23 protein-coding genes are annotated in these 20,308 nt (G+C 69.0%); 17 read left to right on the top strand and 6 right to left on the bottom strand.

The window, feature by feature from the left end:
- The first annotated feature begins 505 nt into the window (after positions 1 to 505).
- Positions 506 to 2,197 (top strand): ribonuclease Y, encoded by a 1,692-nt coding sequence (gene rny, locus ACXC9Q_RS24795; RefSeq protein WP_457059049.1) that lies wholly within the window; start codon positions 506 to 508, stop codon positions 2,195 to 2,197.
- On the opposite strand, the gene ACXC9Q_RS24790 is transcribed toward rny, so the two are convergent.
- The 5 genes from ACXC9Q_RS24790 to ACXC9Q_RS24770 form a co-directional block, all read right to left on the bottom strand.
- Positions 2,178 to 2,561 carry a nuclear transport factor 2 family protein gene (locus ACXC9Q_RS24790; protein ID WP_457059048.1) on the bottom strand — a complete coding sequence of 128 codons (384 nt, stop codon included), beginning with the start codon at positions 2,559 to 2,561 and terminating at the stop codon, positions 2,178 to 2,180. The two genes, rny and ACXC9Q_RS24790, sit on opposite strands and share 20 nt — an antisense overlap.
- 33 nt (positions 2,562 to 2,594) lie before the next feature.
- The gene (locus tag ACXC9Q_RS24785) at positions 2,595 to 2,891 is read right to left on the bottom strand and encodes a DUF6458 family protein (protein WP_457059047.1); all 297 of its coding nucleotides are present in this window, start codon (positions 2,889 to 2,891) and stop codon (positions 2,595 to 2,597) included.
- Between the two features lie 78 nt (positions 2,892 to 2,969).
- Positions 2,970 to 4,133 (bottom strand): acyl-CoA dehydrogenase family protein, encoded by a 1,164-nt coding sequence (locus ACXC9Q_RS24780; RefSeq protein ID WP_457059046.1) that lies wholly within the window; start codon positions 4,131 to 4,133, stop codon positions 2,970 to 2,972.
- A gap of 31 nt (positions 4,134 to 4,164) precedes the next feature.
- On the bottom strand, positions 4,165 to 4,743 hold the full coding sequence (locus tag ACXC9Q_RS24775; protein ID WP_405065985.1) for a DUF1707 SHOCT-like domain-containing protein: 579 nt from the start codon (positions 4,741 to 4,743) through the stop codon (positions 4,165 to 4,167).
- Positions 4,740 to 5,495, bottom strand: coding sequence for a type 1 glutamine amidotransferase (locus ACXC9Q_RS24770; RefSeq protein ID WP_457059045.1), 756 nt, complete (start codon positions 5,493 to 5,495; stop codon positions 4,740 to 4,742). The genes ACXC9Q_RS24775 and ACXC9Q_RS24770 overlap by 4 nt, the downstream gene beginning before the upstream one ends.
- Positions 5,496 to 5,581: 86 nt before the next feature.
- Between ACXC9Q_RS24770 and ACXC9Q_RS24765 the strand changes: the two genes are divergently transcribed.
- Genes ACXC9Q_RS24765 through ACXC9Q_RS24745 form a run of 5 tightly spaced genes read left to right on the top strand, consistent with a single transcriptional unit; the run spans position 5,582 to position 10,717 of the window.
- Complete coding sequence (locus ACXC9Q_RS24765) at positions 5,582 to 6,418, top strand: FHA domain-containing protein (RefSeq protein ID WP_457059189.1); 837 nt, start codon at positions 5,582 to 5,584, stop codon at positions 6,416 to 6,418.
- Positions 6,419 to 6,464: 46 nt separating this feature from the next.
- Entirely contained in the window at positions 6,465 to 7,676 is a 1,212-nt protein-coding gene (dxr, locus tag ACXC9Q_RS24760; RefSeq protein ID WP_457059044.1) for a 1-deoxy-D-xylulose-5-phosphate reductoisomerase, read from the top strand.
- Positions 7,673 to 8,983 carry a M50 family metallopeptidase gene (locus ACXC9Q_RS24755; RefSeq protein WP_457059043.1) on the top strand — a complete coding sequence of 437 codons (1,311 nt, stop codon included), beginning with the start codon at positions 7,673 to 7,675 and terminating at the stop codon, positions 8,981 to 8,983. The genes dxr and ACXC9Q_RS24755 overlap by 4 nt, the downstream gene beginning before the upstream one ends.
- Positions 8,984 to 9,007: 24 nt before the next feature.
- Entirely contained in the window at positions 9,008 to 10,159 is a 1,152-nt protein-coding gene (ispG, locus tag ACXC9Q_RS24750) for a flavodoxin-dependent (E)-4-hydroxy-3-methylbut-2-enyl-diphosphate synthase (RefSeq protein ID WP_457059042.1), read from the top strand.
- A gap of 57 nt (positions 10,160 to 10,216) precedes the next feature.
- Positions 10,217 to 10,717, top strand: coding sequence for a nucleosidase (locus tag ACXC9Q_RS24745; RefSeq protein ID WP_457059041.1), 501 nt, complete (start codon positions 10,217 to 10,219; stop codon positions 10,715 to 10,717).
- Here ACXC9Q_RS24745 and ACXC9Q_RS24740 read toward each other — a convergent pair.
- Entirely contained in the window at positions 10,698 to 11,204 is a 507-nt protein-coding gene (locus ACXC9Q_RS24740; RefSeq protein WP_457059040.1) for an NUDIX domain-containing protein, read from the bottom strand. The genes ACXC9Q_RS24745 and ACXC9Q_RS24740 overlap by 20 nt on opposite strands.
- 75 nt (positions 11,205 to 11,279) lie before the next feature.
- Between ACXC9Q_RS24740 and ACXC9Q_RS24735 the strand changes: the two genes are divergently transcribed.
- The 11 genes from ACXC9Q_RS24735 (at position 11,280) to ACXC9Q_RS24685 (ending at position 20,189) form a co-directional block, all read left to right on the top strand.
- Complete coding sequence (locus ACXC9Q_RS24735) at positions 11,280 to 12,065, top strand: cyclase family protein (RefSeq protein ID WP_457059039.1); 786 nt, start codon at positions 11,280 to 11,282, stop codon at positions 12,063 to 12,065.
- Positions 12,062 to 13,678 carry a thiamine pyrophosphate-binding protein gene (locus ACXC9Q_RS24730; protein WP_457059038.1) on the top strand — a complete coding sequence of 539 codons (1,617 nt, stop codon included), beginning with the start codon at positions 12,062 to 12,064 and terminating at the stop codon, positions 13,676 to 13,678. Before ACXC9Q_RS24735 ends, ACXC9Q_RS24730 begins: the two co-directional genes overlap by 4 nt.
- A gap of 65 nt (positions 13,679 to 13,743) precedes the next feature.
- A complete protein-coding gene (locus ACXC9Q_RS24725) occupies positions 13,744 to 14,112 on the top strand; it encodes a MerR family transcriptional regulator (RefSeq protein ID WP_457059037.1) in 369 nt (122 codons plus the stop codon).
- The gene (trxA, locus tag ACXC9Q_RS24720; RefSeq protein ID WP_457059036.1) at positions 14,109 to 14,444 is read left to right on the top strand and encodes a thioredoxin; all 336 of its coding nucleotides are present in this window, start codon (positions 14,109 to 14,111) and stop codon (positions 14,442 to 14,444) included. Before ACXC9Q_RS24725 ends, trxA begins: the two co-directional genes overlap by 4 nt.
- 77 nt (positions 14,445 to 14,521) lie before the next feature.
- Positions 14,522 to 14,674 carry a CopG family transcriptional regulator gene (locus ACXC9Q_RS24715; protein WP_328521643.1) on the top strand — a complete coding sequence of 51 codons (153 nt, stop codon included), beginning with the start codon at positions 14,522 to 14,524 and terminating at the stop codon, positions 14,672 to 14,674.
- Complete coding sequence (locus tag ACXC9Q_RS24710) at positions 14,671 to 15,315, top strand: VOC family protein (RefSeq protein WP_457059035.1); 645 nt, start codon at positions 14,671 to 14,673, stop codon at positions 15,313 to 15,315. The genes ACXC9Q_RS24715 and ACXC9Q_RS24710 overlap by 4 nt, the downstream gene beginning before the upstream one ends.
- The gene (locus ACXC9Q_RS24705) at positions 15,312 to 15,794 is read left to right on the top strand and encodes an N-acetyltransferase family protein (protein WP_457059034.1); all 483 of its coding nucleotides are present in this window, start codon (positions 15,312 to 15,314) and stop codon (positions 15,792 to 15,794) included. Before ACXC9Q_RS24710 ends, ACXC9Q_RS24705 begins: the two co-directional genes overlap by 4 nt.
- A gap of 17 nt (positions 15,795 to 15,811) precedes the next feature.
- Positions 15,812 to 17,053 carry an MFS transporter gene (locus ACXC9Q_RS24700; protein ID WP_457059033.1) on the top strand — a complete coding sequence of 414 codons (1,242 nt, stop codon included), beginning with the start codon at positions 15,812 to 15,814 and terminating at the stop codon, positions 17,051 to 17,053.
- 48 nt (positions 17,054 to 17,101) lie between these two features.
- Positions 17,102 to 17,926 carry a GNAT family N-acetyltransferase gene (locus tag ACXC9Q_RS24695; protein ID WP_457059032.1) on the top strand — a complete coding sequence of 275 codons (825 nt, stop codon included), beginning with the start codon at positions 17,102 to 17,104 and terminating at the stop codon, positions 17,924 to 17,926.
- Between the two features lie 24 nt (positions 17,927 to 17,950).
- Positions 17,951 to 18,328 carry a DoxX family protein gene (locus ACXC9Q_RS24690; RefSeq protein ID WP_457059031.1) on the top strand — a complete coding sequence of 126 codons (378 nt, stop codon included), beginning with the start codon at positions 17,951 to 17,953 and terminating at the stop codon, positions 18,326 to 18,328.
- Between the two features lie 97 nt (positions 18,329 to 18,425).
- Complete coding sequence (locus ACXC9Q_RS24685) at positions 18,426 to 20,189, top strand: proline--tRNA ligase (RefSeq protein ID WP_457059030.1); 1,764 nt, start codon at positions 18,426 to 18,428, stop codon at positions 20,187 to 20,189.
- Positions 20,190 to 20,308 lie beyond the last annotated feature (119 nt).

The raw sequence follows: 20,308 nt of genomic DNA, 5'->3' as shown, positions 1-20,308 counted from the left end.
CGGTGATCGGTGGCCGGGGCTGCGAGTGTCCGTCTTGACCGCGTGGTAGGGCACGCCTAGCCTCGGAATCAGGAAGGGATCACTCCACCTGACGGTGGCGGATATAGCACCGGCGGGCCGGTTGATCCGGCTGACCGGCCGGAGAAAACGACACGAAACGCTCGACCGAGCTGAAGGAAGGACGACGGCGGCTCGCAGCGCCGTCGGATAGACGGCACCGCGGCGGACGGATCCGGCGGTGGCGGCCATGAGCAGCGATCCTGGGTGACGCATACCCAGACAAAGCTCCGGCAGCGGCCACGATCGGCAACGGACGGCGCGAACACTGCGCAGCCTCGCACGGAACGCACCAGCGTTGTGGGCGGTGGCGCCGTAACGGAAGGACAAGGCACCGCCGGAGGCCGGTGGTGCGTTCAGCCGTATCTTCGACCGTACGAGTGGCGAGTCCCTTCGACCGACGCCAAAGTTCCGCCTGGGCGGAACTCGAAGGAGAGGGGAGACGCCGATGTCACTCGCGGCCTTGCCAACAGCGACTTCCCTGGGGCTGACCCTGATCGGACTGCTGATCGCCGGATTGCTGGCCTGGATCGGCTTCACCCTCTCTCGCCGTAAAGCCGCCGACAGTTCAGCGGCCGCCGCCAGCGCCCAACTCGAGGCTGCCCACGTCGCCGCCGGCGCCAAGTCCGCGGCCGAGCTGGTCCGGCGCCAGGCCGAGGAAGAGGCCGCCGTACTGCGGGTTCGGGCGGAGTCGGCCGAGCAGCGCGCCGAGGAGATCCGCCGCGCCGCCGAGGACCGGTCCCTGGAGGTACGGCGAGAGGCCGAGCAGCGGGCGTCCGACGTACGGCGTGAAGCCGAGGCCGAGGCCCAGTCGATCCGGGACGATCTGCGCGAGCAGCGCCTGGAGATGGAGCGTCGTGATCACCGGCTGACCGAGCGCGAGGAGCGGCTCGACGAGCAGCACCGCTCGATCGAGGAACGGCAGGTCGAGCTGACCGCGCAACTCGCCGTACTCGACCAGCGCAAGGTCGAGATCAAGGATCTCGAGGACGAGCGCCGCCGGATCCTGGAAGGCGTCGCGAACCTGACCACCGAGCAGGCGCGGGCCGAGCTGGTCGCGTCGATCGAGGCCGAGGCGAAGCGGCACGCGCACACGATCGTCCGCGACATCGAGCGGCAGGCGCTCGACGAGGGCGAGGTGAAGGCACGCAAGATCATCACCGGCGCGGTGCAGCGGCTGGCGTCCGAGCAGACCAGCGAGTCGGTCGTGTCGGTCGTGCACCTGCCGAGCGACGACATGAAGGGCCGGATCATCGGCCGCGAGGGCCGCAACATCCGGTCGTTCGAGCAGACCACCGGCGTGAACCTGATCATCGACGACACCCCCGAAGCGGTGCTGCTGTCCTGCTTCGATCCCGTACGGCGGGAGACCGCGAGACTGACCCTGGACTCGCTGGTGCTCGACGGCCGGATCCACCCGAGCCGGATCGAGGAGATCTACGAACGCAGCCGGGGCGAAGTGGCCGAGCTGTGCGAGCGGGCCGCCGAGGACGCGATGGCGGAGGTAGGGATCACCGACCTGCACCCGGAGCTGGTCCGGACGATGGGTCTGCTGCGCTACCGGACGTCGTACGGGCAGAACGTGCTCAAGCATCTGATCGAGTCCGCGCACATCGCCGGGATGATGGCGGCCGAGCTCGGGCTGGATCCGAAGCTCTGCAAGCGCGGTGCGTTCCTGCACGACATCGGGAAGGCGCTGACGCACGAGTCCGAGGGCAGTCACGCGATCGTGGGCGCCGAGCTGGCCCGCAAGTACGGCGAGAACGACGACGTCGTGCATTGCATCGAGGCGCACCACAACGAGGTCGAGGTACGCACGGTCGAGGCGGTGCTGACGCAGGCCGCGGACGCGGTCAGCGGAGGCCGGCCGGGTGCGCGGCGCGAGTCGCTGGAGGCGTACGTGCAGCGGCTCGAACGGCTGGAAGAGATCGCGATGCACCACGACGGCGTGGAGAAGGTGTTCGCGATGCAGGCCGGCCGGGAGATCCGGGTGATGGTGCTGCCGGACGCGGTCGACGACATCGCCGCCCAGGTGATGGCGCGCGACATCGCCAAGCAGGTCGAGGAGGAGCTCACCTACCCCGGCCAGATCCGCGTGACGGTGGTCCGCGAGTCCCGCGCTACCGAGGTGGCGAAGTAGCGTACTTCGCTCTCCAGGCCGGCGCCTCGAACGGGGCGCCGTAGATGCGGGTCTCGCGCGCGATCCGGCCGTCGCGGAACTCGACGACGTTCGCGACGTAGTAGATGTCGCCGCCGTAGTCCGATCGGCCGAGGACGACGAAGTGGTCGCCTTCGCCGGTGATGCGCAGGATCTGGATCGACGGCGGCGCCGGATACTCCTGCTGCATGGCCCGCATCCGGTCCCGCCCGACGATGCGCTCACCCGACTGCGGCATCTCCAGGACGTAGTCGTCGGCACGCAGCTCGTGTTCCGCCTCGGCCGACAGCGCGAGCTGGTCGTCCGTAGGCCACAGACGTTCGAGTAATTCCCGATTGCGGTCCATGAAGCCACCGTCCGCGCAGGCAGTCTTGAACCCCTACCGTAAGCCTCTGTCGTCTCCGCGCAGATGGGTGGGAGTGACGTCGATGGGCTCGTCGGCGACCTGCTGCGGCGGCTCGGTGCGGTACTGCTTCTCCACCTCCGGGTCGATGACAGTCGTTTCGCTGCGCCGGCGCCGGTTGGCGAGGCGGTAGGACAACCAGATTCCAGCGCCGCCACCCAGCATGATGATGATCCCCAGGGCGGTCAGGTTCAGCGTGTCGGACGTGTCGCGGACGGCGAAGGCGATGATGGCCCCTGCCACGATGAGTGCGATTCCGGCCCCGATCCGCATACCTGCTCCTTCCCGAACACTCGCAGTAGCTGATCCCACCCCCGGTGCCCAGACCGGGGGAGCATCATGCGCGAGCCGTCAGCGGAAGGCGGCCTGGCCAGTGAGCGCCTGGCCGATCACGAGCTGGTGGACCTCGGAGGTGCCTTCGTAGGTGAGGACGGATTCGAGGTTGTTCGCGTGCCGCATGATCGGGTACTCGCCGCTGATGCCGTTCGCGGCCAGGATGGTGCGGCATTCGCGCGCGATCGCGATCGCCTCGCGGACGTTGTTGAGCTTGCCGACGGAGACCTGTTCCGGGCGCAGCGTGCCCTTCTCCTTCAGCCGGCCGAGGTGTACGGCGAGCAGGATGCCCTTGTTGAGTTCGACGGCCATGTCGGCGAACTTCGCCTGGGTCAGCTGGTACGCCGACAGCGGCTTGTCGAACACGATGCGCTCGCCGGCGTACGCGACCGCCGTCTCCAAGCAGTCCCGGGCCGCGCCCATCGCGCCGAAGATGATGCCGAAGCGGGCCTCGTTCAGGCAGCCCAGTGGGCCGGACAGCCCGCGCGCTTCCGGCAGCTGAGCCGACGCCGGCAGCCGGACGTCCTCGAGCACCAACTCCGACGTCACCGACGCCCGCAGCGACATCTTCCGGGTGATCTCCGGCGCCGAGAACCCAGGCGTCGAGGTCGGTACGACGAAGCCGCGCACGCCGTCGTCCGTCCGGGCCCAGACCACCGCGACATCGGCCACCGAACCGTTGGTGATCCACATCTTCGAGCCGTTCAGCACCCAGTCGTCGCCGTCGCGGCGGGCGTTGGTGCGCATCCCGGCCGGGTTCGAGCCGAAGTCGGGCTCGGTCAGCCCGAAGCAGCCGATCGCCTCACCGGCGGACATCCGCGGCAGCCACTCGGTCTTCTGCTCCTCGCTGCCGTACTTCCAGATCGCGTACATCGCCAGCGACCCCTGCACCGACACCAGCGACCGCATCCCGGAGTCCGCCGCCTCGATCTCCAGACACGCCAACCCGTAGGCGACCGGTCCGAGGCCGGCACACCCGTAGCCGGTCAGGTGCATCCCGAGGAAGCCGAGCGCTCCCAGCTCCTTCGCCAGTTCGCGCGCCGGAATCGACGCCGACTCGAACCACTCCGGCAACGACGGCCGCAACCGCTCGTCCGCGAACCGCCGCGCGGTCGCCCGGACGTCGACCTCCTCCTCGGTCAGCAGGGAGTCGACGTCGACGAGATCCAGCGAAACGGTCATGCCTGAACGCTAGCCGCAACGGGCTCCCGGATCACTTCCGGTACCAGGGCCACCACCAGTGCCGCTTCCGCGGATGCCGGACTGTCACCGAGCTGTGGCGCGCGCGGCCGGTGACGTAGAGGTGGACGCCGTTCGGGGCGGACGCGGTCGCCTTGTTCTTGGTCGAGCTGCCGTGCAGGTCGACGTCGTCGATGGTGACCGACCAGCCCTGCGGGACGATCATCACGATCGAGCTGTGCTGGATGTCGGCGGCCACCTGGACCTCAGGCCACTGGACCACCGCGTCGGTGAAGTCGAGCCGCACCGACGAGTGCCTCGCCTGCGTCACCACGCGCTCCGGCACGTGCCACGCGCCCTCGCGCTTCTGCGAGCTGTGCGTCGCCTTGATGACGATCTCGGCTCGGTTGTTGCCGGACCGCACCGGCACCAGATCGGCCGTCGCGTTCCGCAGTTCGAGCTGCGTCTTCGCCGAGTAGATCTGGGTCAGCCGCTCGTCCAGCTCCTCGAAGTCCAACCGCCCGTCGCTGTGTGCTTCCTGGACCACGGCGGCGGCGCGCTCGCGGTCGTTGTCAGATGCCCGATGACCGGGCGGCGGCTGCTCCAGACTCATGCCCCCAAAGGTAGCGCCGCGGCAGGTTCCCGAGGTCCGGCGAGATCGAGGAAGCGGCCGAACACTTCGGACCAGATCCGCTCCAGCTCGGCGTCGTACCGATCGGCCTCCGCGATCACGTCTTCCGGGCTGAAGCCCATGGAGCGCACCGTGTCGACGCTCCAGCGCCGCACCCGCTCGGCACCGACCTCGGGATGGAACTGGACACCCCAGCTGCGGCCGATCCGCAGCATCTGATGTGGGCAGCGTTCGCTGGACATCAGCAGCACCGCATCGGTTGGCAGGCGGGTGATCTGATCCTGATGACTCTCGATCGCCCGGACCTTCGCCCGCAGGCCGGCGAGCAACGGATCGTCCTCGGCGCCGGGCAGCAGGGTCAGCTCGGTGACGCCCTTCTCCGGAAGGCCGTGCTTGCCCCGCACCTCACCGCCGAACGTGTGCGCCAGCAGTTGCGCGCCCAGACAGATGCCGAGGACCGGCACCCGGTCCTGCTCCGTCGTCGAGCGCAGCAACTCCCGCTCGGCGGGGAGCCACGGAGAGGCGGCGTCCGCGTCGGGCAGCATCGCGCCGCCGAGCAGGATCAGGGCGGCATGACCGTCGGTGCTCGCCGGGATCGGCTCGCCGTCCCAGGCGCGGACGACGACCGCTGAGAGGCTCCGCTCCTCGAGCCAGTCGAGCAACCGGCCCGGACCGCTCCCGGGGTCGTTCTCGATGATCAACACTGTCGTCGGGTGGGTGGCAGCTTCAGACACAGTCGCCAACGGTAAACCACGGCGGCACACCGCGTTGCGCCGTACCGGGGTCGTCGTTCCGGGATACTGATGTGCCGGGGGTGACGATGGAGCCGATCAGTGGATTCGTGCGGGCCGTGGTGGGCGACGTTGCCTTCGTCTTCGGCAAAGGCATGGTGAGTGCGTTCCTGCTGGCACGCAGCAAGGACAGCTCGCTGGGACCGCGGCTGAACCTGCTCGTGCGGTCTCACGGTCAGTACGCCCCACTGTCCATCCCCACTGGGACAGTCCCCGCCGTCGACCGGGTGGTCGGGCTCGAGGAGGCCCGGCCGGCGCCGCTGCTGACAGTCGAGTTCACCCCGGGCGACAGCGGGGCCGAGGCACATCTCACCGCCAACAACCCGGTGCTGATCACGATCACCGATGTCAGTCACCGCGAGTACGACGCTGTGGTGCTCACCACGGCCCTAGGCGGAGCGGCGTACGCACAGCTGCCTCCCGGCTACTACCACGTGTCCGCTGTGGTCATCGACGAGTACGACAACCTGCTGGTCGGGTACGGCGCTCAGCACAACCTGCATGTGGACAAGGGCGACGATCTGATCGTCTCGCTGGAGATCCACACCGCCGGCCTGGGCGAGATCGCGTCGGCGCTGGAGTCCGGGCCACAGCCGGTGCTTGTGGGGGCGGACGGGGACGTCGTACCACTCCTGGACCTGGTGCGGATCGGGCGGGCGCCGGACTGCGATCTGATCCTGGACCATCCGGAGGTGAGCAGACACCACGCCGAGCTGCTCCGGATCGACGCGATGACCTACGAGGTGCGCGATCTCGGCTCGACCAACGGGACCCGGGTGAACGGCGTACCGGTCGAGGCAACGATGGTCGGCGACGGTGCCGAGATCCGCCTCGGGAGCCTCCCGCTGCGCCTCTACCTCGCGTGAACGCACCGGATCGTCACCATGGGTGCACACCTGGGACAATGGCGCCGTGAACCCGCGAACCGTCGTCATCCTCGGCTCGACCGGCTCGGTCGGCACGCAGGCGCTGGAGCTGATCGGCCGTAACCGCGACCGGTTCCGCGTCCTCGCCCTCTCGGCGGGCGGCGACAATGTGGCGCTGCTGGCGGAGCAGGCGCTGGAGTTCGGCGTCCAGGTGGTCGCGGTGGCGAAGGCCACGGTGGCCCAGGACCTGCAGCTCGCGTTCTACGCCGAGGCGCAGCGCAAGGGGTACGCGCAGGGCGAGTTCAAGATCCCCAAGATCATCACCGGCCCGGACGCCTCCAGTGAGCTCGCGGCGATGCCGTGTGACGTGGTTCTCAACGCGATCACCGGGTCGGTCGGGCTGCAGCCGACGCTGACCGCCCTGGACGCGGGGACGACGCTCGCACTCGCCAACAAGGAGTCGCTGGTGATCGGCGGACCGCTGGTCACCCGCCGGGTCAAGCCCGGGCAGATCGTGCCGGTCGACTCCGAGCACAGTGCGATCGCTCAGTGCCTGCGCGGCGGGACGGCCGACGAGGTACGGCGCCTGGTGGTGACCGCGAGCGGCGGTCCGTTCCGGGGCCGGACCCGGGCCGAGATGTCCGACGTCACCCCGGCGCAGGCGATGAACCACCCGACCTGGGACATGGGTCCGGTGATCACGATCAACTCGGCCAACCTGGTGAACAAGGGCCTCGAGGTGATCGAGGCGCACCTGCTCTACGGGCTCCCGATGAGCCGGATCGAGGTGGTGGTGCACCCGCAGTCGATCGTGCACTCGATGGTCGAGTTCGTGGACGGCTCGACCATGGTCCAGGCCTCGCCGCCCGACATGCGGTTGCCGATCGGGCTCGCGCTCGGCTGGCCTGACCGGATTCCGGACGTTGCGCCGGCCTGTGACTGGACCACGGCGAGCACCTGGGAATTCGAACCGCTGGACAACGACGCGTTCCCGGCGGTCCAGCTCGCCCGTGAGGCCGGCACCCGAGGCGGCACCGCCCCGGCCGTGTTCAACGCCGCGAACGAGGTCTGCGTACAGGCGTTCCGGGATGGGCGGCTGCCCTTCCTCGCGATCGTCGACACCGTGGCCCGGGTGGTGACCGAACACGACGTACCCTCGTATGAGGAACTGTCCATCGACGACGTACTCGCCGCGGACGGCTGGGCCCGTGCCCGGGCCCGCGAACTGACCGCCGTACAGGAGACCAACCAGGCATGAGCGCGCTTCTCACCCTCGTCGGCATTGTGCTGTTCGTGGCCGGAATTCTGATCTCGGTCGCGCTGCACGAGATGGGCCACATGGTGCCCGCCAAGGCCTTCGGGATGAAGGTGACGCAGTTCTTCGTCGGCTTCGGCCGGACGGTGTGGTCCACCAAGCGCGGTGAGACCGAGTACGGGTTCAAGCTGATCCCGGCCGGCGGCTTCGTCCGGATCATCGGGATGATGCCGCCGTCGAAGGGACAAGACCCGACGAAGGTCCGCAGGGCCAACACCGGCCCGATCCAGTCGATGGTCGAGAACGCGCGGTCGGCGGAGTACGAGACGGTCGCGCCCGAGGACGACGGCCGGCTCTTCTACCAGAAGGTGTGGTGGAAGAAGCTGATCGTGATGGCGTCCGGGCCGATGGTCAACATCGTGATCGCCTTCGTGCTGTTCGGCGGCCTCTTCATGCTGTACGGCGCCAACGTCGCGCAGACGAGCGTGGCCACGGTCACCGACTGCGTGATCCCGGCATCGCAGGCGACCGCCGACCGCAAGTGCGAGCCCGGGGACCAGGTCTCGCCCGCCAAGACGGCCGGGTTCCAGGTCGGGGACAAGATCGTCTCGTTCAACGGCACCCAGATCACCAGCTGGGACCAGCTCACCCCGCTGATCCGGGCGAACACCGACAAGCCGGCCGTGATCGTTGTCGAGCGCAACGGTCAGCAGCAGACCCTGCAGACGAAGACGATCGTCAACCAGGTTCCCGACCAGGCCGGGTCGGACAAGATCGTCTCGGTCGGGTTCCTCGGCGTCTCGCCGGAGATGAAGCTCGAGCGGCAGAACTTCGGCTTCGTCGTCAGCAAGATGGGCGAGCTGACCGTCGCGACGGTGAAGGCGATCGGCAACTTCCCGGAGAAGCTGGTCGGCGTGGCCAAGTCGATCGTCGGCGGCACCCGCGACGAGAACAGCCCGATGAGTGTGGTCGGCGCCAGCCGGGTGGCCGGCGAGATCGCGTCGAACCAGTCGCTGACCGGCGGTGAGCGGATCGCGTTCCTGGTCTCGCTGCTCGCCTCGCTGAACCTGTTCCTGGCCCTGTTCAACTTCATCCCGCTGCTGCCGCTGGACGGCGGGCACATGATCGGCGCGATCTGGGAAGGCATCCGGCGCGGCTTCGCCAAGTTGCTCCACCGGCCCGACCCCGGCTACGTCGACGTGGCCAAGCTGCTGCCGATCGCGTACGTCGCGGCCAGTGTGATCGTGGTGATGGGCGTGCTGCTCGTCATCGCCGACATCGTGAACCCGATCAAGCTCTTCAACGGCTGACCTCACACCAACGGTTAAGGACTCATGAGCATCAACCTGGGCATGCCCGCGCTGCCGCCGCCGACCCTGGCGCCACGCCGCAAGACCCGCCAGATCAAGGTGGGCAAGGTGCTGGTCGGTGGGGACGCGCCGGTCTCGGTGCAGTCGATGACGACGACACCGACGAACGACGTCAACAAGACGCTGCAGCAGATCGCCGAGCTGACCGCCGCCGGTTGTGACATCGTGCGGGTCGCCTGTCCGCGGCAGGAGGATGCGGACGCGCTCCCGGAGATCGCTCAGCACTCGCAGATCCCGGTGATCGCCGACATCCACTTCCAGCCGAGCTACGTCTTCGCCGCGATCGAGGCGGGCTGTGCGGCGGTCCGGGTCAACCCGGGCAACATCCGCAAGTTCGACGACCAGGTGAAGGAGATCGCGCAGGCCGCGAAGGACCACGGCACGTCGCTCCGGATCGGCGTCAACGCCGGCTCGCTGGACCCGCGACTGCTGCAGAAGTACGGCAAGGCGACGCCGGAGGCGCTGGTCGAGTCCGCCGTCTGGGAGGCCTCGCTGTTCGAGGAGCACGACTTCCACGACTTCAAGATCTCGGTCAAGCACAACGACCCGGTCGTCATGGTCCGCGCGTACGAACTGCTGTCCGAGCGGGGCGACTGGCCGCTGCACCTCGGCGTGACCGAGGCCGGGCCCGCGTTCCAGGGCACGATCAAGTCGTCGGTCGCGTTCGGCGCGCTGCTGTCGAAGGGGATCGGCGACACGATCCGGGTGTCGCTGTCCGCGCCGCCGGTCGAGGAGGTCAAGGTCGGCCTGCAGATCCTGCAGTCGCTGAACCTGCGCGAGCGCAAGCTCGAGATCGTCTCCTGCCCGTCCTGCGGCCGCGCCCAGGTGGACGTCTACACGCTGGCCGAGCAGGTCACCGCCGGCCTCGAAGGCATGGAGGTCCCGCTCCGCGTCGCCGTCATGGGCTGCGTCGTCAACGGCCCCGGCGAGGCTCGCGAGGCCGACCTCGGCGTAGCCTCCGGCAACGGCAAGGGCCAGATCTTCGTCAAGGGCGAGGTCATCAAAACCGTCCCCGAGTCCGCCATCGTAGAAACCCTCATCGAAGAAGCCATGCGCATCGCCGAGCAAATGGGCGACTCCGCCGACTCCGGCGACCCCACAGTCACCGTCGGCTGATCTCCGGCAGTGACCGAGTACCTGGTGGTGAGTGCGGTTGCTGGGGAGGCTCGGTATGTGCCTGATGGCATTCCGGTGGTTGTCACCGGTGTGGGCAAGACTGCCGCGGCTGTTGCAGTCAGCCGCGCGTTGGCGGGGCGGGACACCTCTGAGTTGGTGGTGCTGAATGTCGGCACTACGGGAGCGCTCAGGGACGGGTTGTCGGGGTTGTATTTGCCGAGCACGGTGATCAATCACGATCTCAATGCCGAGGCGATTCGGGGGATCGGGCTGGATCCGCAGGAGGAGTTGCACGTCGAGGGTGGGGACGGGACCGTGCTGGCGTCGGGGGACGTGTTCGTGACGGATCCCGTCGTACGGGCGCGGCTCGCGGACCGGGCGCATCTCGTTGACATGGAGGCGTACGGCGTCGTCTACGCGTGCCGTGAGTACGGCGTGCCGGTGCGGGTCGTCAAGCATGTGTCCGACTCGGCCGACGAGGCGGCGCTTGACTGGCCGGCCCTGGTGGACGCCAGTGCGAAGGTGCTGGGGGAGTGGGTCAGCGCGTACGTCGACTGAGCCAGTCGAGTACGGCGGTCTCGCGTGCGAGCCAGCGCATCACGCCGACGCCGCCGGCCAGCACGGCGTGGTTGGCGGTCAGGGCCTCGTCGACCGTTACCCAGCACGGGGTGAGCTCCAGGTCGGCCTCGTAGCCCTCGAGTTGCTGGCCGCCGACCGGCGATCCGCCGGAGCAGGCGAAGTAGTGCGAGGTCATGCCGAAGACGTCGTACTCCGGTTCAGCCGCCGGCACCTCTTCGCGGGTCGTGCCGAGTTCGGCGCCGACCACCACGTCGGCGTACCCGCATTCCTCGCGGAACTCGCGGCGCAGCGCCGACGCGAACGACTCGCCGGGCTCGACACCGCCGCCGGGGAACTTGTAGTCGCCGTGGCGCGAGGAGAGCAGCAGCAACTCCCGCCCGCGGAAGAGCACACCCCGGACCGCGGTCCGCTCGACCAGCCGTCCGCCAGGCGGGAGTTCGGGTGAACGAAAGATCCCCAGCAGCATGCGGTCTATGCTGACTTGGCCTTGGGGCCAAGGTTCGGTGTCAGGGTCTCGTACGCCACTCCCTTGGAGGTCCGCATGCCCGGCTCGTCGCCCTTGTCGGTACTCGTCGCAGCACTCGCCGACGGGTCGATCGAGGTGGTGGACCTGACGTCGCCGCTGTCCGCGTCGACGCCGGTGATCCAGCTGCCGCCGGAGTTCGGGCAGACGGCGCCGTTCGCGCTGGAGGAGATCAGCAGGTACGACGACCGCGGGCCGGCGTGGTACTGGAACAACTTCACCAGCGGCGAGCACACCGGCACGCACTTCGACGCACCGAACCACTGGGTCACCGGCAAGGACCTCGGCGATATCGCGTCGGTTCCGGCCAGCCGGCTGATCCGCCCGGCCGTAGTACTCGACTTCAGTGCCGAGGTCGAGAAGAACCCCGACTTCCTCGTCGAGGTCGACCACATCAAGGCCTGGGAGGCGGACAACGTACCGCTGCCCGACGGCGGCTGGCTGTTCGTACGCACGGGATGGGACGCGCGGTCGTACTCCCAAGAGGCGTTCATCAACGCCGACGAGACCGGACCGCACACGCCAGGCCTGTCGCCGGAGTGTGCGCGGTGGGTCGCGCAGGAGACACCCGTACTCGGGCTCGGCGTCGAGACCGTCGGTACGGACGCCGGGAAGGCGCACTCGTTCGATCCGCCGTTCCCGTGCCACTCGTACCTGATGGGCAGCGACAAGTACGGGCTGACCCAGCTGCAGAACCTCGCCGTACTGCCGCCGACCGGGGCCGTGATCATCGCGGGACCGTTGCCGATCGTGAGTGGCTCCGGCGCTCCCGCACGAGTGCTCGCGCTGGTCGAACGCGGATGAACGTCGCGGTCGCCGTCGGCCGGGCGTTGGCGGCCGCGGGCGTCCGCCAGGTCTTCGGCGTGATCGGGTCGGGCAACTTCCACCTGACGAATGCGATGGTGGCCGGCGGCGCGCGGTTCGTTGCCGCGCGGCACGAGGGCGGCGCGGCCACGATGGCAGACGCGTACGCGCGGATGAGCGGGACCGTCGCCGCGGTTTCGGTCCATCAGGGCTGCGGCCTGACGAACGCGATGACGGGGATCGCCGAGGCCGCGAAGAGCCGGACGCCGATGATCGTGGTGGCGGCGGAGGTGACCGAGCCGCGGTCGAACTTCTACGTCGACCAGGAGGCGCTCGCCCGTGCGGTGGGTGCGGTGCCGGTGCGGGTCACCTCGGCGGACACCGCGGAGGTGGAGGCCCTGGACGCCGTGGCGACCGCCGTTCGGGAACGCCGTACGGTGCTGCTGAACGTTCCGCTTCCCGTGCAGGCGTTGGAGATTCCCGCCGCGGCACCGGCCGTCGCGTCGCCGCCTTCGCGAGACGCGGTGGTGCCGGACACCGCCGAGGTCGCCGCCCTGACCGGCCTGCTACGGCGTGCGGAGCGACCGGTGTTCGTCGCGGGCCGCGGGTCCCGTGGACATCGGCAATCCCTTGAACTGTTGGCGGAACGCAGTGGCGCGCTGCTCGCGACCTCGGCCGTCGCGCACGGTCTGTTCCACGGCAACCCATGGTCGCTCGGGATCTCGGGAGGCTTCGCCTCGCCACGGACCGCCGAGCTGATCCGCAGCGCCGACCTCATCGTCGGGTGGGGATGCGCGCTGAATATGTGGACGATGCGGCACGGTCAGCTGATCGGACCCGACACGATCGTGGTGCAGGTCGACGACGACGCGTCGGCGCTCGGCGCCCACCGCGAGATCCAGCTCGGCGTCACCGGGGACGTCGGGCTCACCGCCACGATGGCTTGGGAGGCATTCGGGGAGCAGCGGGTGGGTTGGCGCACGGCCGGGCGCGGGAGCGTGCGCTGGCGGGACGTCCCGTACGACGACACGAGCACGGCGGAGCGGATCGACCCACGGACGCTGAGTATCGCGCTCGACGACCTCCTTCCGGCCGAACGCGTGGTCGCCGTCGACTCCGGCAACTTCATGGGCTACCCGAGCGCCTACCTGTCGGTGCCGGACGAGAACGGTCTCTGCTTCACCCAAGCGTTCCAGTCGGTCGGGCTGGGGCTTGCCACCGCGATCGGCGCCGCGCTGGCGCAGCCGGACCGGCTGCCGGTCGCCGCACTCGGCGATGGCGGTGCGCTGATGAGCGCCGCGGAGCTCGACACCGTACGCCGGCTCGGCCTGCCGATGCTGGTGGTCGTGTACAACGACGACGCCTACGGCGCCGAGGTGCACCACTTCGGTCCCGGCGGGTACCCGTTGGACACGGTGAGGTTCCCGCCGACCGACCTCGCCGCGATCGGCCGGGGCTACGGCTTCGAGGCCGCGACCGTCCGCACCGCCGGCGACCTCGCGGCGGTCACGGACTGGCTGAACGGACCGCGGTCGGCGCCGATGCTCGTCGACGCGAAGGTCGTCGCGGACCATCCGTCCTGGTGGCTGGAAGAGGCGTTCCGCGGCCATTGATCCCGGTTATCCTGGCTTGACCTTGACCCTGGGGGCAAGGTTTAGCGTTGGGTGAAGGAGGCGGGATGCGGATCAGTGATCTGGCGGCCGAGGCCGGTGTGACGGTCAAGGCAGTGCGGTACTACGAGTCGCAGGGGCTGCTCAAGCCGCGGCGGGAGCCCAACGGCTACCGGTCGTACGAGGCCGACGACGTGGTCGTCGTACGCGAAGTGAAGGCGCTGCTGAGTCTCGGGCTGACCGCGGAGCAGACGTACCCGTTCATCGAGTGCCTGCGGGCCGGCAACGAGCGGGCGGACGTCTGCCCGGCCTCGCTGACGGCGTACCGGAGCCGGATCGCCGAGGTGGATCGCCGGATCGCGGAGCTCACCGACCTGCGGGCCCGGCTGACCGACCTCCTGACCGATGCCGAGAGCTGGAGGATGAACCAACGATGAGTGACCTGCGGACCGTTGACGAGGCGACCTTCGACGAGCTGGTACTGCGCTCCGACAAGCCGGTGCTGGTGGACTTCTGGGCCCAGTGGTGCCCGCCGTGCCACCAGATCGCGCCGGTGCTCGCCCAGATCGGTGCCGAGCGCGAGGACCAGCTGACCGTGCTGAAGCTGAACGCCGACGAGAACCCGGCGGTCTCGGCCCGCTACCGGGTGATGGCGCTGCCGACGCTGATGCTGTTCCGCCAGGGCGAGGTGATCTGGTCCGTCGTCGGCGCTCGCCCGAAGCACAAGCTGCTCAAGGAAATCGACGACGCCCTGCTCGCCGCAGTCTGAGTCAACAAGCCGACGGAGAACAGCAATCGCCGTCGGCTTGTTGACGGTTAGCTGTCTAGGATGCTAGCAATATAGCCATGGCAGAGAAGGTGCAGTTCAACGTGTATCTGCCGCCGGAGTTGGTGCGGCGGGTCAAGCACAAGGCGATCGACGAGGCGGCGAGTCTGTCGGCGCTGGTGGAGCAGGCCCTGACCGAGTACCTGGACAAGCACGGGGAGGCCCGAGGATGAACGACGTACTGATCCGGCCGCTGCGGTTCACGGCGGATGTGGGCGCGATGCGCGCGTTCCTGGAGGCACTGGGGCTGCGGTCGCGGATCGAGTCCGAGCGCGGCGGGTGGGTGGACATGCTGACCGGTCGCGGGATGGTCGCGTTGCACGACGCCGCGGGCAGTGCGATGGCCGGCCGGCCGGGGCAGACCAGCCTCACCTTCGAGGCCGACGAGATCGACGAACTCAAGGACACTCTGGAACAGGCGGGCTTCGCAGACGCGACGATCTGGGACGAGGCGTACGGCCGGGTCCTGTCGATCACCGGGCCGGGTGGGGTCGAGCTCTGGATCGACGAGCGCAGCAAGGACCTGTACGGCTACAAGCTGCACGAGTCCCGGCCGGACGATCGCTGGTCGGTCACGCCGTACCTGACCGGCGTGGATCAGGCGGCCTGGCTGCGGTTGCTCAAGTTGCTCGGCGCTGACGGGTCCCTGCGTTTCGGGCCGGCCGACGCGGAGTACGCCGTACGCCTGGAGCTGTCCACCACCGAAGACCTGGACGACGTACGGCGGCGACTCAGCGGCCATCAGGTGACGCGGACCGAGGAAGGCCTGGAGATCGTGGATCCGGACGGGGCGACGGTGGTGGTGCACGAGTGATCGAAATACGAAGGGCCGAGCTCTCTGAGGTCGACGCGGTGCGGCAGATCGGGGTGACGAGCTGGCCGGTTGCGTACGCGGGTCTGGCGTCCGAGGAGTTCATCAGCGACGGAGTCGCGCAGTGGTGGTCGCCGGAGGTGGTCGAGTGGGGGATCCGCAACGGGATCACCCTGGTCGCGGCCGAAGGCGACGACCTGGTCGGGATGGCCGGCCTTGGCCGCGAGGGCGACTCGTGGGTGATGTGGAAGCTGTACGTGCTGCCGGAGCACCAGGGCAAGGGGATCGGCACGGCACTCCTCGACGCCGCGATCGCCGCGCTTCCCGAAGGTACGACGGAACTGCTGCTGGACGTCCTGGTCACCAACGAGAAGGCGATCGGCTTCTACCGGGCTCACGGGTTCACCGAGGCGCGGGCAACCCCGGACCGGGATCTCGGCGTCGACCTGATGTGGATGGTCATTGACCTCCACCGCACGTGAGGTTGCAAGATTCCGCCATGACGAGGCTGCGCGACGATCCGGACTTCCGGCGGTACTGGCTGGCCCGGGCGCTGTCGATCACCGGATCGATGGTGACCGCGATCGCGCTGCCGGTGCTCGTCTATCGGTTGAGCGGTTCGACCGTCCTGACGGCCCTGGTGACCGCGCTCGAATCAGCGCCGTACCTGCTGACCGGGCTGTTCGCCGGCGCGCTCGCCGACCGGTGGAACCGGCGCCGGGTGATGGTGAGCGCCGACCTGGTCAACGCGGTGCTGGTCGGGTCGATCCCGGTCGCGCACCTGCTCGACGTACTGACCGTCGCGCAGGTGCTCGTGGTCGCGTTCACCGTCCAGAGCGTCTACACCTTCTTCGACGGAGCGAACTTCGGCGCCCTTCCCGTGCTGGTCGGCCGGGCCCGGGTCGCGCAGGCGAACTCCGCGGTCTGGACGGCGTCGAGTCTGATCGAGTTGTTCGTCCCGCCGCTGACCGGTCTGCTCCTCGCCGTGCTGGATCCGGCCAGCCTGCTCACGCTCGACGCGTTGAGTTTCGCCGCGTCGGCCTTCGCGGTGCGGGGGATCGTGCGGGCGATGTCCGAGCGGCGCGAGGGACTGGCGCCGCTGAGACCGCGAGTGGTTCTGGCCGATATCGCTGAAGGGCTGCGCTATCTGGTCCGTCACCCAGGTGTCCGGACGATGACGATCGTGGGCAGCCTGCAGTCGTTCGGCGGCGGCGGGTTCATGGCGCTCATCGTGGTCTGGTGCGACCAGGTCCTTCACGTCGGTACGTCGGGACTCCGGTTCGGGCTCGTGTGGGGGACGTGGGGGATCGGCGGGCTGATCGCCGCGGTCGCGCTGCCGCGGTTGCTGAAGCGGCTGTCGCCGGCGGCGATCACGCTCTACGCGCTGCCGGTCTCGGCGCTCCTCGGGGTGCTCTCGCCGCTGGCGCCCGGGTGGGTCGCGGCCGCGATCGCGTTGCTGGTGTGGGGTTCGGCGTACGTGCTGGTCATCGTCAACGCGGTGTCGTACCGGCAGCAGGTCACGCCCGAGAAGCTGCTCGGACGGGTCAACACAGCCGCCCGGATGCTGTCGTGGGGTGTCGGCTGGACGTTCGGTTCGGTGGTGGGCGGCCTACTGGGCAAGGAGTTCGGGATCCGGACCGGCATGGTGGTGATGGGGCTCGCCGGCTTCGTCGCGGTGGTGGTCGCGTGGACGTCGCCGCTGCGCCGGATCGCGGCGACACACGATCCAGCGGCGGTTTGATCCGGCCCCTTGCATGCCGAACTGCTGAACATCCGCTAGGTTCTGCGCGTGGGCGTACGGGTTCTCGGTCCTCGTGACCTCGCGGCGGCGCGCGCGGTCATCGCCCGCGATCCGGTCGTGAACGTGTTCGTCGACAGCCTCGTGCAGGCGTCCGGACTCGATCCGCGCCGGGGTGCGGAGGTCTGGGGGTACGTCGAGAAGGGCGCGCTGGAGGCGCTGTGTCACGCGGGCGGCAACATGGTGCCGGTCGGCGCGGACGACGCCGCGTTGCGCGCGTTCGCGGCGTACGCGATGCGGCGGGGACGGAACTGTTTCCAGATCCTCGGCCAGGCCCGCTCGGTCGAGCAGTTGTGGAGCATCCTCGAACCGCACTGGGGACCGGCCCGCGAGGTGCGCGACAACCAGCCGTTCATGGTGATCGAGGGCCCGCCGGTGATCGCCCCCGATCCCTTGGTCCGCGCGGTCGAGCCGGTGGAACTGCCGATTCTGTACCCGGCCTGTGTCGCGATGTACACCGAGGAGGTCGGCGTACCGCCGCAGACCGGGCCGGACGGGACGTTCTATCGGTCGCGGGTGGCCGAGCTGATCCGGGCCGGGCGTGCGTTCGCCCGGATCGAGAACGGGCGCGTCGTGTTCAAGGCCGAGGTCGGGTCGGTCGGCAGCGGGGTCTGCCAGATCCAGGGGGTCTGGGTGGATCCGGAGTTCCGCGGCCAGGGATTCGCCGCGCCGGGGATGGCGGCGGTGGTCGAGCTGGCCCGGCAGATCGCGCCGGTGGTGACGCTGTACGTCAACGCGTTCAACCTGTCGGCGAGGGCGGCGTACGAGCGGGTCGGGTTCCGGACGATCGAGACGTTCGCGACGATTCTGTTCTGACTACCAGCGAGTAAGCTCCGGCGCATGGCGTCTCGGAGCAAGACCACGACCGGCCTCGCTGTTCTGTTCGGCGTTCTCGGCACGCTGCATTTCCTGAAGCCGCGGCCGTTCGAGCAGATCGTGCCGCGGGCACTGCCGCGGAAGAAGGAACTCGTCTACGCATCCGGAGTGGCGGAGCTGGCGTGCGCGGCCGGTCTGCTCCACCCGCGTACGCGACGGGTGGCCGGCCTGGCCAGTGCCGGGCTGCTGGTGGCGATCTTCCCGGCGAACGTGCAGATGGCCGCCGACCTGCAGCGCAAGGGATCCCGGCCGGCTCAAGCGATCGCTTGGGCCCGGTTGCCGCTGCAGTTGCCGTTGATCCGCTGGGCGCTGAAGGCCGCCCGCGAGGACCGGGCGGCGTGAGCCTGTGGATAACGTGGTGAGAGCATTACCGCCGGGCCGATATTCTCTGTTCCGTCCGTTGTTGTATTCCTGACCCGTTGCACGCTGGGAGACTCCCGTGATTCTGCGTATGTCGTCGCTGTTCCTCCGCACCCTTCGCGAGGACCCGGCGGACGCGGAGGTCCCGAGCCACAAACTGCTCGTCCGCGCCGGGTACATCCGGCGGGCCGCGCCCGGCATCTACACCTGGCTGCCGCTGGGCCTGCGCGTGCTGCGCAACGTCGAGCGGATCGTGCGCGAGGAGATGGACGCGATCGGCGCGCAGGAGCTGGTGTTCCCGGCGCTGCTGCCCCGCGAGCCCTACGAGGCGACCGGCCGCTGGACCGAGTACGGGCCGAACATCTTCCGGCTGAAGGATCGCAAGGGCGCCGACATGCTGCTCGGGCCGACGCACGAGGAGATGTTCACGCTGGTCGTGAAGGACCTCTACTCGTCGTACAAGGACCTGCCGCTGTCGATCTACCAGATCCAGAACAAGTACCGCGACGAGGCGCGGCCGCGGGCCGGCGTGCTGCGCGGGCGCGAGTTCGTGATGAAGGACTCGTACTCGTTCGACGTCGACGATGACGGCCTCGCGGCGTCGTACGAGCTGCACCGCAAGGCGTACATCAACATCTTCGACCGGCTCGGCTTCGACTACGTGATCGTCAAGGCGATGTCCGGTGCGATGGGTGGCTCGCGTTCGGAGGAGTTCCTCGCGATCGCGGAGAACGGTGAGGACACCTTCGTCCGCTCGCCCGGTGGGTACGCCGCCAACGTCGAGGCGGTCGTGGTCCCGCAGGCCGCGCCGGTCGACGCGTCGGCCGTGCCTGCCGCGGAGGTCGTCGACACTCCGGACACGCCCACCATCGACACATTGGTGGACGCGATGAACGCGAAGCATGCTCGGACGGACGGGCGGGAGTGGACCGCCGCCGACACGTTGAAGAACGTGCTCGTCATGCTGGTGCGCCCCGACGGCACGCGCGAGCCGCTGGCGATCGGCGTACCGGGGGACCGGGCGATCGACGAGAAGCGGCTCGGCGCGCAGGTGGAGCCGGCCGAGGTCGTGGCCTTCGAGGAGTCGGACTTCGAGAAGCACCCCTCGCTCGCGAAGGGCTACATCGGGCCGGGTGTGCTGGGGTCCGAGAACACGTCGGGCATCCGCTACCTGCTCGACCCCCGGGTCGCCGAGGGGTCCGCGTGGGTGACGGGTGCGGACAAGTCCGGGTTCCACGTGATGAATCTGGTGCACGGCCGCGACTTCACCGCCGACGGCACGATCCAGGCCGCGGAGGTGCGCGACAGCGACGAGGCGCCGGACGGTTCGGGTCCGCTGTCGAGCGCGCGCGGGATCGAGATGGGCCACATCTTCCAGCTCGGCAAGAAGTACGCCGAGGCCCTGGACCTCAAAGTGCTCGACCAGAACGGCAAGCTCGTCACGGTCACCATGGGCTCGTACGGTGTCGGCGTCACCCGCGCGGTGGCCGCGATCGCCGAGGGCAACCACGACGAGCTCGGCCTGATCTGGCCGCGCGAGATCGCCCCGGCCGACATCCACCTCGTTGCCACCGGCAAGGATGCTGAGCTGTTCGAGAAGGCCGCCGCACTGGCCGCCGAGCTCGAGTCCCGCGGCCTGTCCGTCATCTACGACGACCGCGAGAAAGTCTCCCCGGGCGTGAAGTTCAAGGACGCCGAGCTGCTCGGCGTCCCCACCATCGCCGTGGTCGGCAAGGGCCTCGCCGACGGCACCATCGAGGTCAAGGACCGCCGCACCGGCACCCGCGCCGACATCCCCGTAGCCGAGGTCGTCGACCACCTGGTAGCCACGGTCCGCGCCTAACCCCATCGGCCCCCACTCCCGCGAGTGGGGGCCGATTTGCACCACATCTAGTGCGTCACATGTCCGCGGTTTTCGGCGTACCCACTGCCACCTGACGTGGTCGATGGTGCGCCTGTCTT

This window comes from Kribbella sp. CWNU-51, from assembly GCF_054073265.1.
This window is presented reverse-complemented; position numbering and strand designations above follow the sequence as displayed.

What these genes read in the sequence shown, in the direction of transcription:
- rny (WP_457059049.1), top strand. Translation starts at nt 506, where the DNA reads ATGTCACTCGCGGCCTTGCCAACAGCGACTTCCCTGGGGCTGACCCTG.
- ACXC9Q_RS24765 (WP_457059189.1), top strand. Translation starts at nt 5,582, where the DNA reads ATGGAGCCGATCAGTGGATTCGTGCGGGCCGTGGTGGGCGACGTTGCC.
- ACXC9Q_RS24730 (WP_457059038.1), top strand. Translation starts at nt 12,062, where the DNA reads ATGAACGTCGCGGTCGCCGTCGGCCGGGCGTTGGCGGCCGCGGGCGTC.
- ACXC9Q_RS24725 (WP_457059037.1), top strand. Translation starts at nt 13,744, where the DNA reads ATGCGGATCAGTGATCTGGCGGCCGAGGCCGGTGTGACGGTCAAGGCA.
- ACXC9Q_RS24715 (WP_328521643.1), top strand. Translation starts at nt 14,522, where the DNA reads ATGGCAGAGAAGGTGCAGTTCAACGTGTATCTGCCGCCGGAGTTGGTG.
- ACXC9Q_RS24690 (WP_457059031.1), top strand. Translation starts at nt 17,951, where the DNA reads ATGGCGTCTCGGAGCAAGACCACGACCGGCCTCGCTGTTCTGTTCGGC.
- ACXC9Q_RS24775 (WP_405065985.1), bottom strand. Translation starts at nt 4,743, where the DNA reads ATGAGTCTGGAGCAGCCGCCGCCCGGTCATCGGGCATCTGACAACGAC.
- ACXC9Q_RS24780 (WP_457059046.1), bottom strand. Translation starts at nt 4,133, where the DNA reads ATGACCGTTTCGCTGGATCTCGTCGACGTCGACTCCCTGCTGACCGAG.
- ACXC9Q_RS24755 (WP_457059043.1), top strand. Translation starts at nt 7,673, where the DNA reads ATGAGCGCGCTTCTCACCCTCGTCGGCATTGTGCTGTTCGTGGCCGGA.
- trxA (WP_457059036.1), top strand. Translation starts at nt 14,109, where the DNA reads ATGAGTGACCTGCGGACCGTTGACGAGGCGACCTTCGACGAGCTGGTA.
- ACXC9Q_RS24785 (WP_457059047.1), bottom strand. Translation starts at nt 2,891, where the DNA reads ATGCGGATCGGGGCCGGAATCGCACTCATCGTGGCAGGGGCCATCATC.
- ACXC9Q_RS24710 (WP_457059035.1), top strand. Translation starts at nt 14,671, where the DNA reads ATGAACGACGTACTGATCCGGCCGCTGCGGTTCACGGCGGATGTGGGC.
- ACXC9Q_RS24790 (WP_457059048.1), bottom strand. Translation starts at nt 2,561, where the DNA reads ATGGACCGCAATCGGGAATTACTCGAACGTCTGTGGCCTACGGACGAC.
- ACXC9Q_RS24700 (WP_457059033.1), top strand. Translation starts at nt 15,812, where the DNA reads ATGACGAGGCTGCGCGACGATCCGGACTTCCGGCGGTACTGGCTGGCC.
- ACXC9Q_RS24740 (WP_457059040.1), bottom strand. Translation starts at nt 11,204, where the DNA reads ATGCTGCTGGGGATCTTTCGTTCACCCGAACTCCCGCCTGGCGGACGG.
- ACXC9Q_RS24735 (WP_457059039.1), top strand. Translation starts at nt 11,280, where the DNA reads ATGCCCGGCTCGTCGCCCTTGTCGGTACTCGTCGCAGCACTCGCCGAC.
- ispG (WP_457059042.1), top strand. Translation starts at nt 9,008, where the DNA reads ATGAGCATCAACCTGGGCATGCCCGCGCTGCCGCCGCCGACCCTGGCG.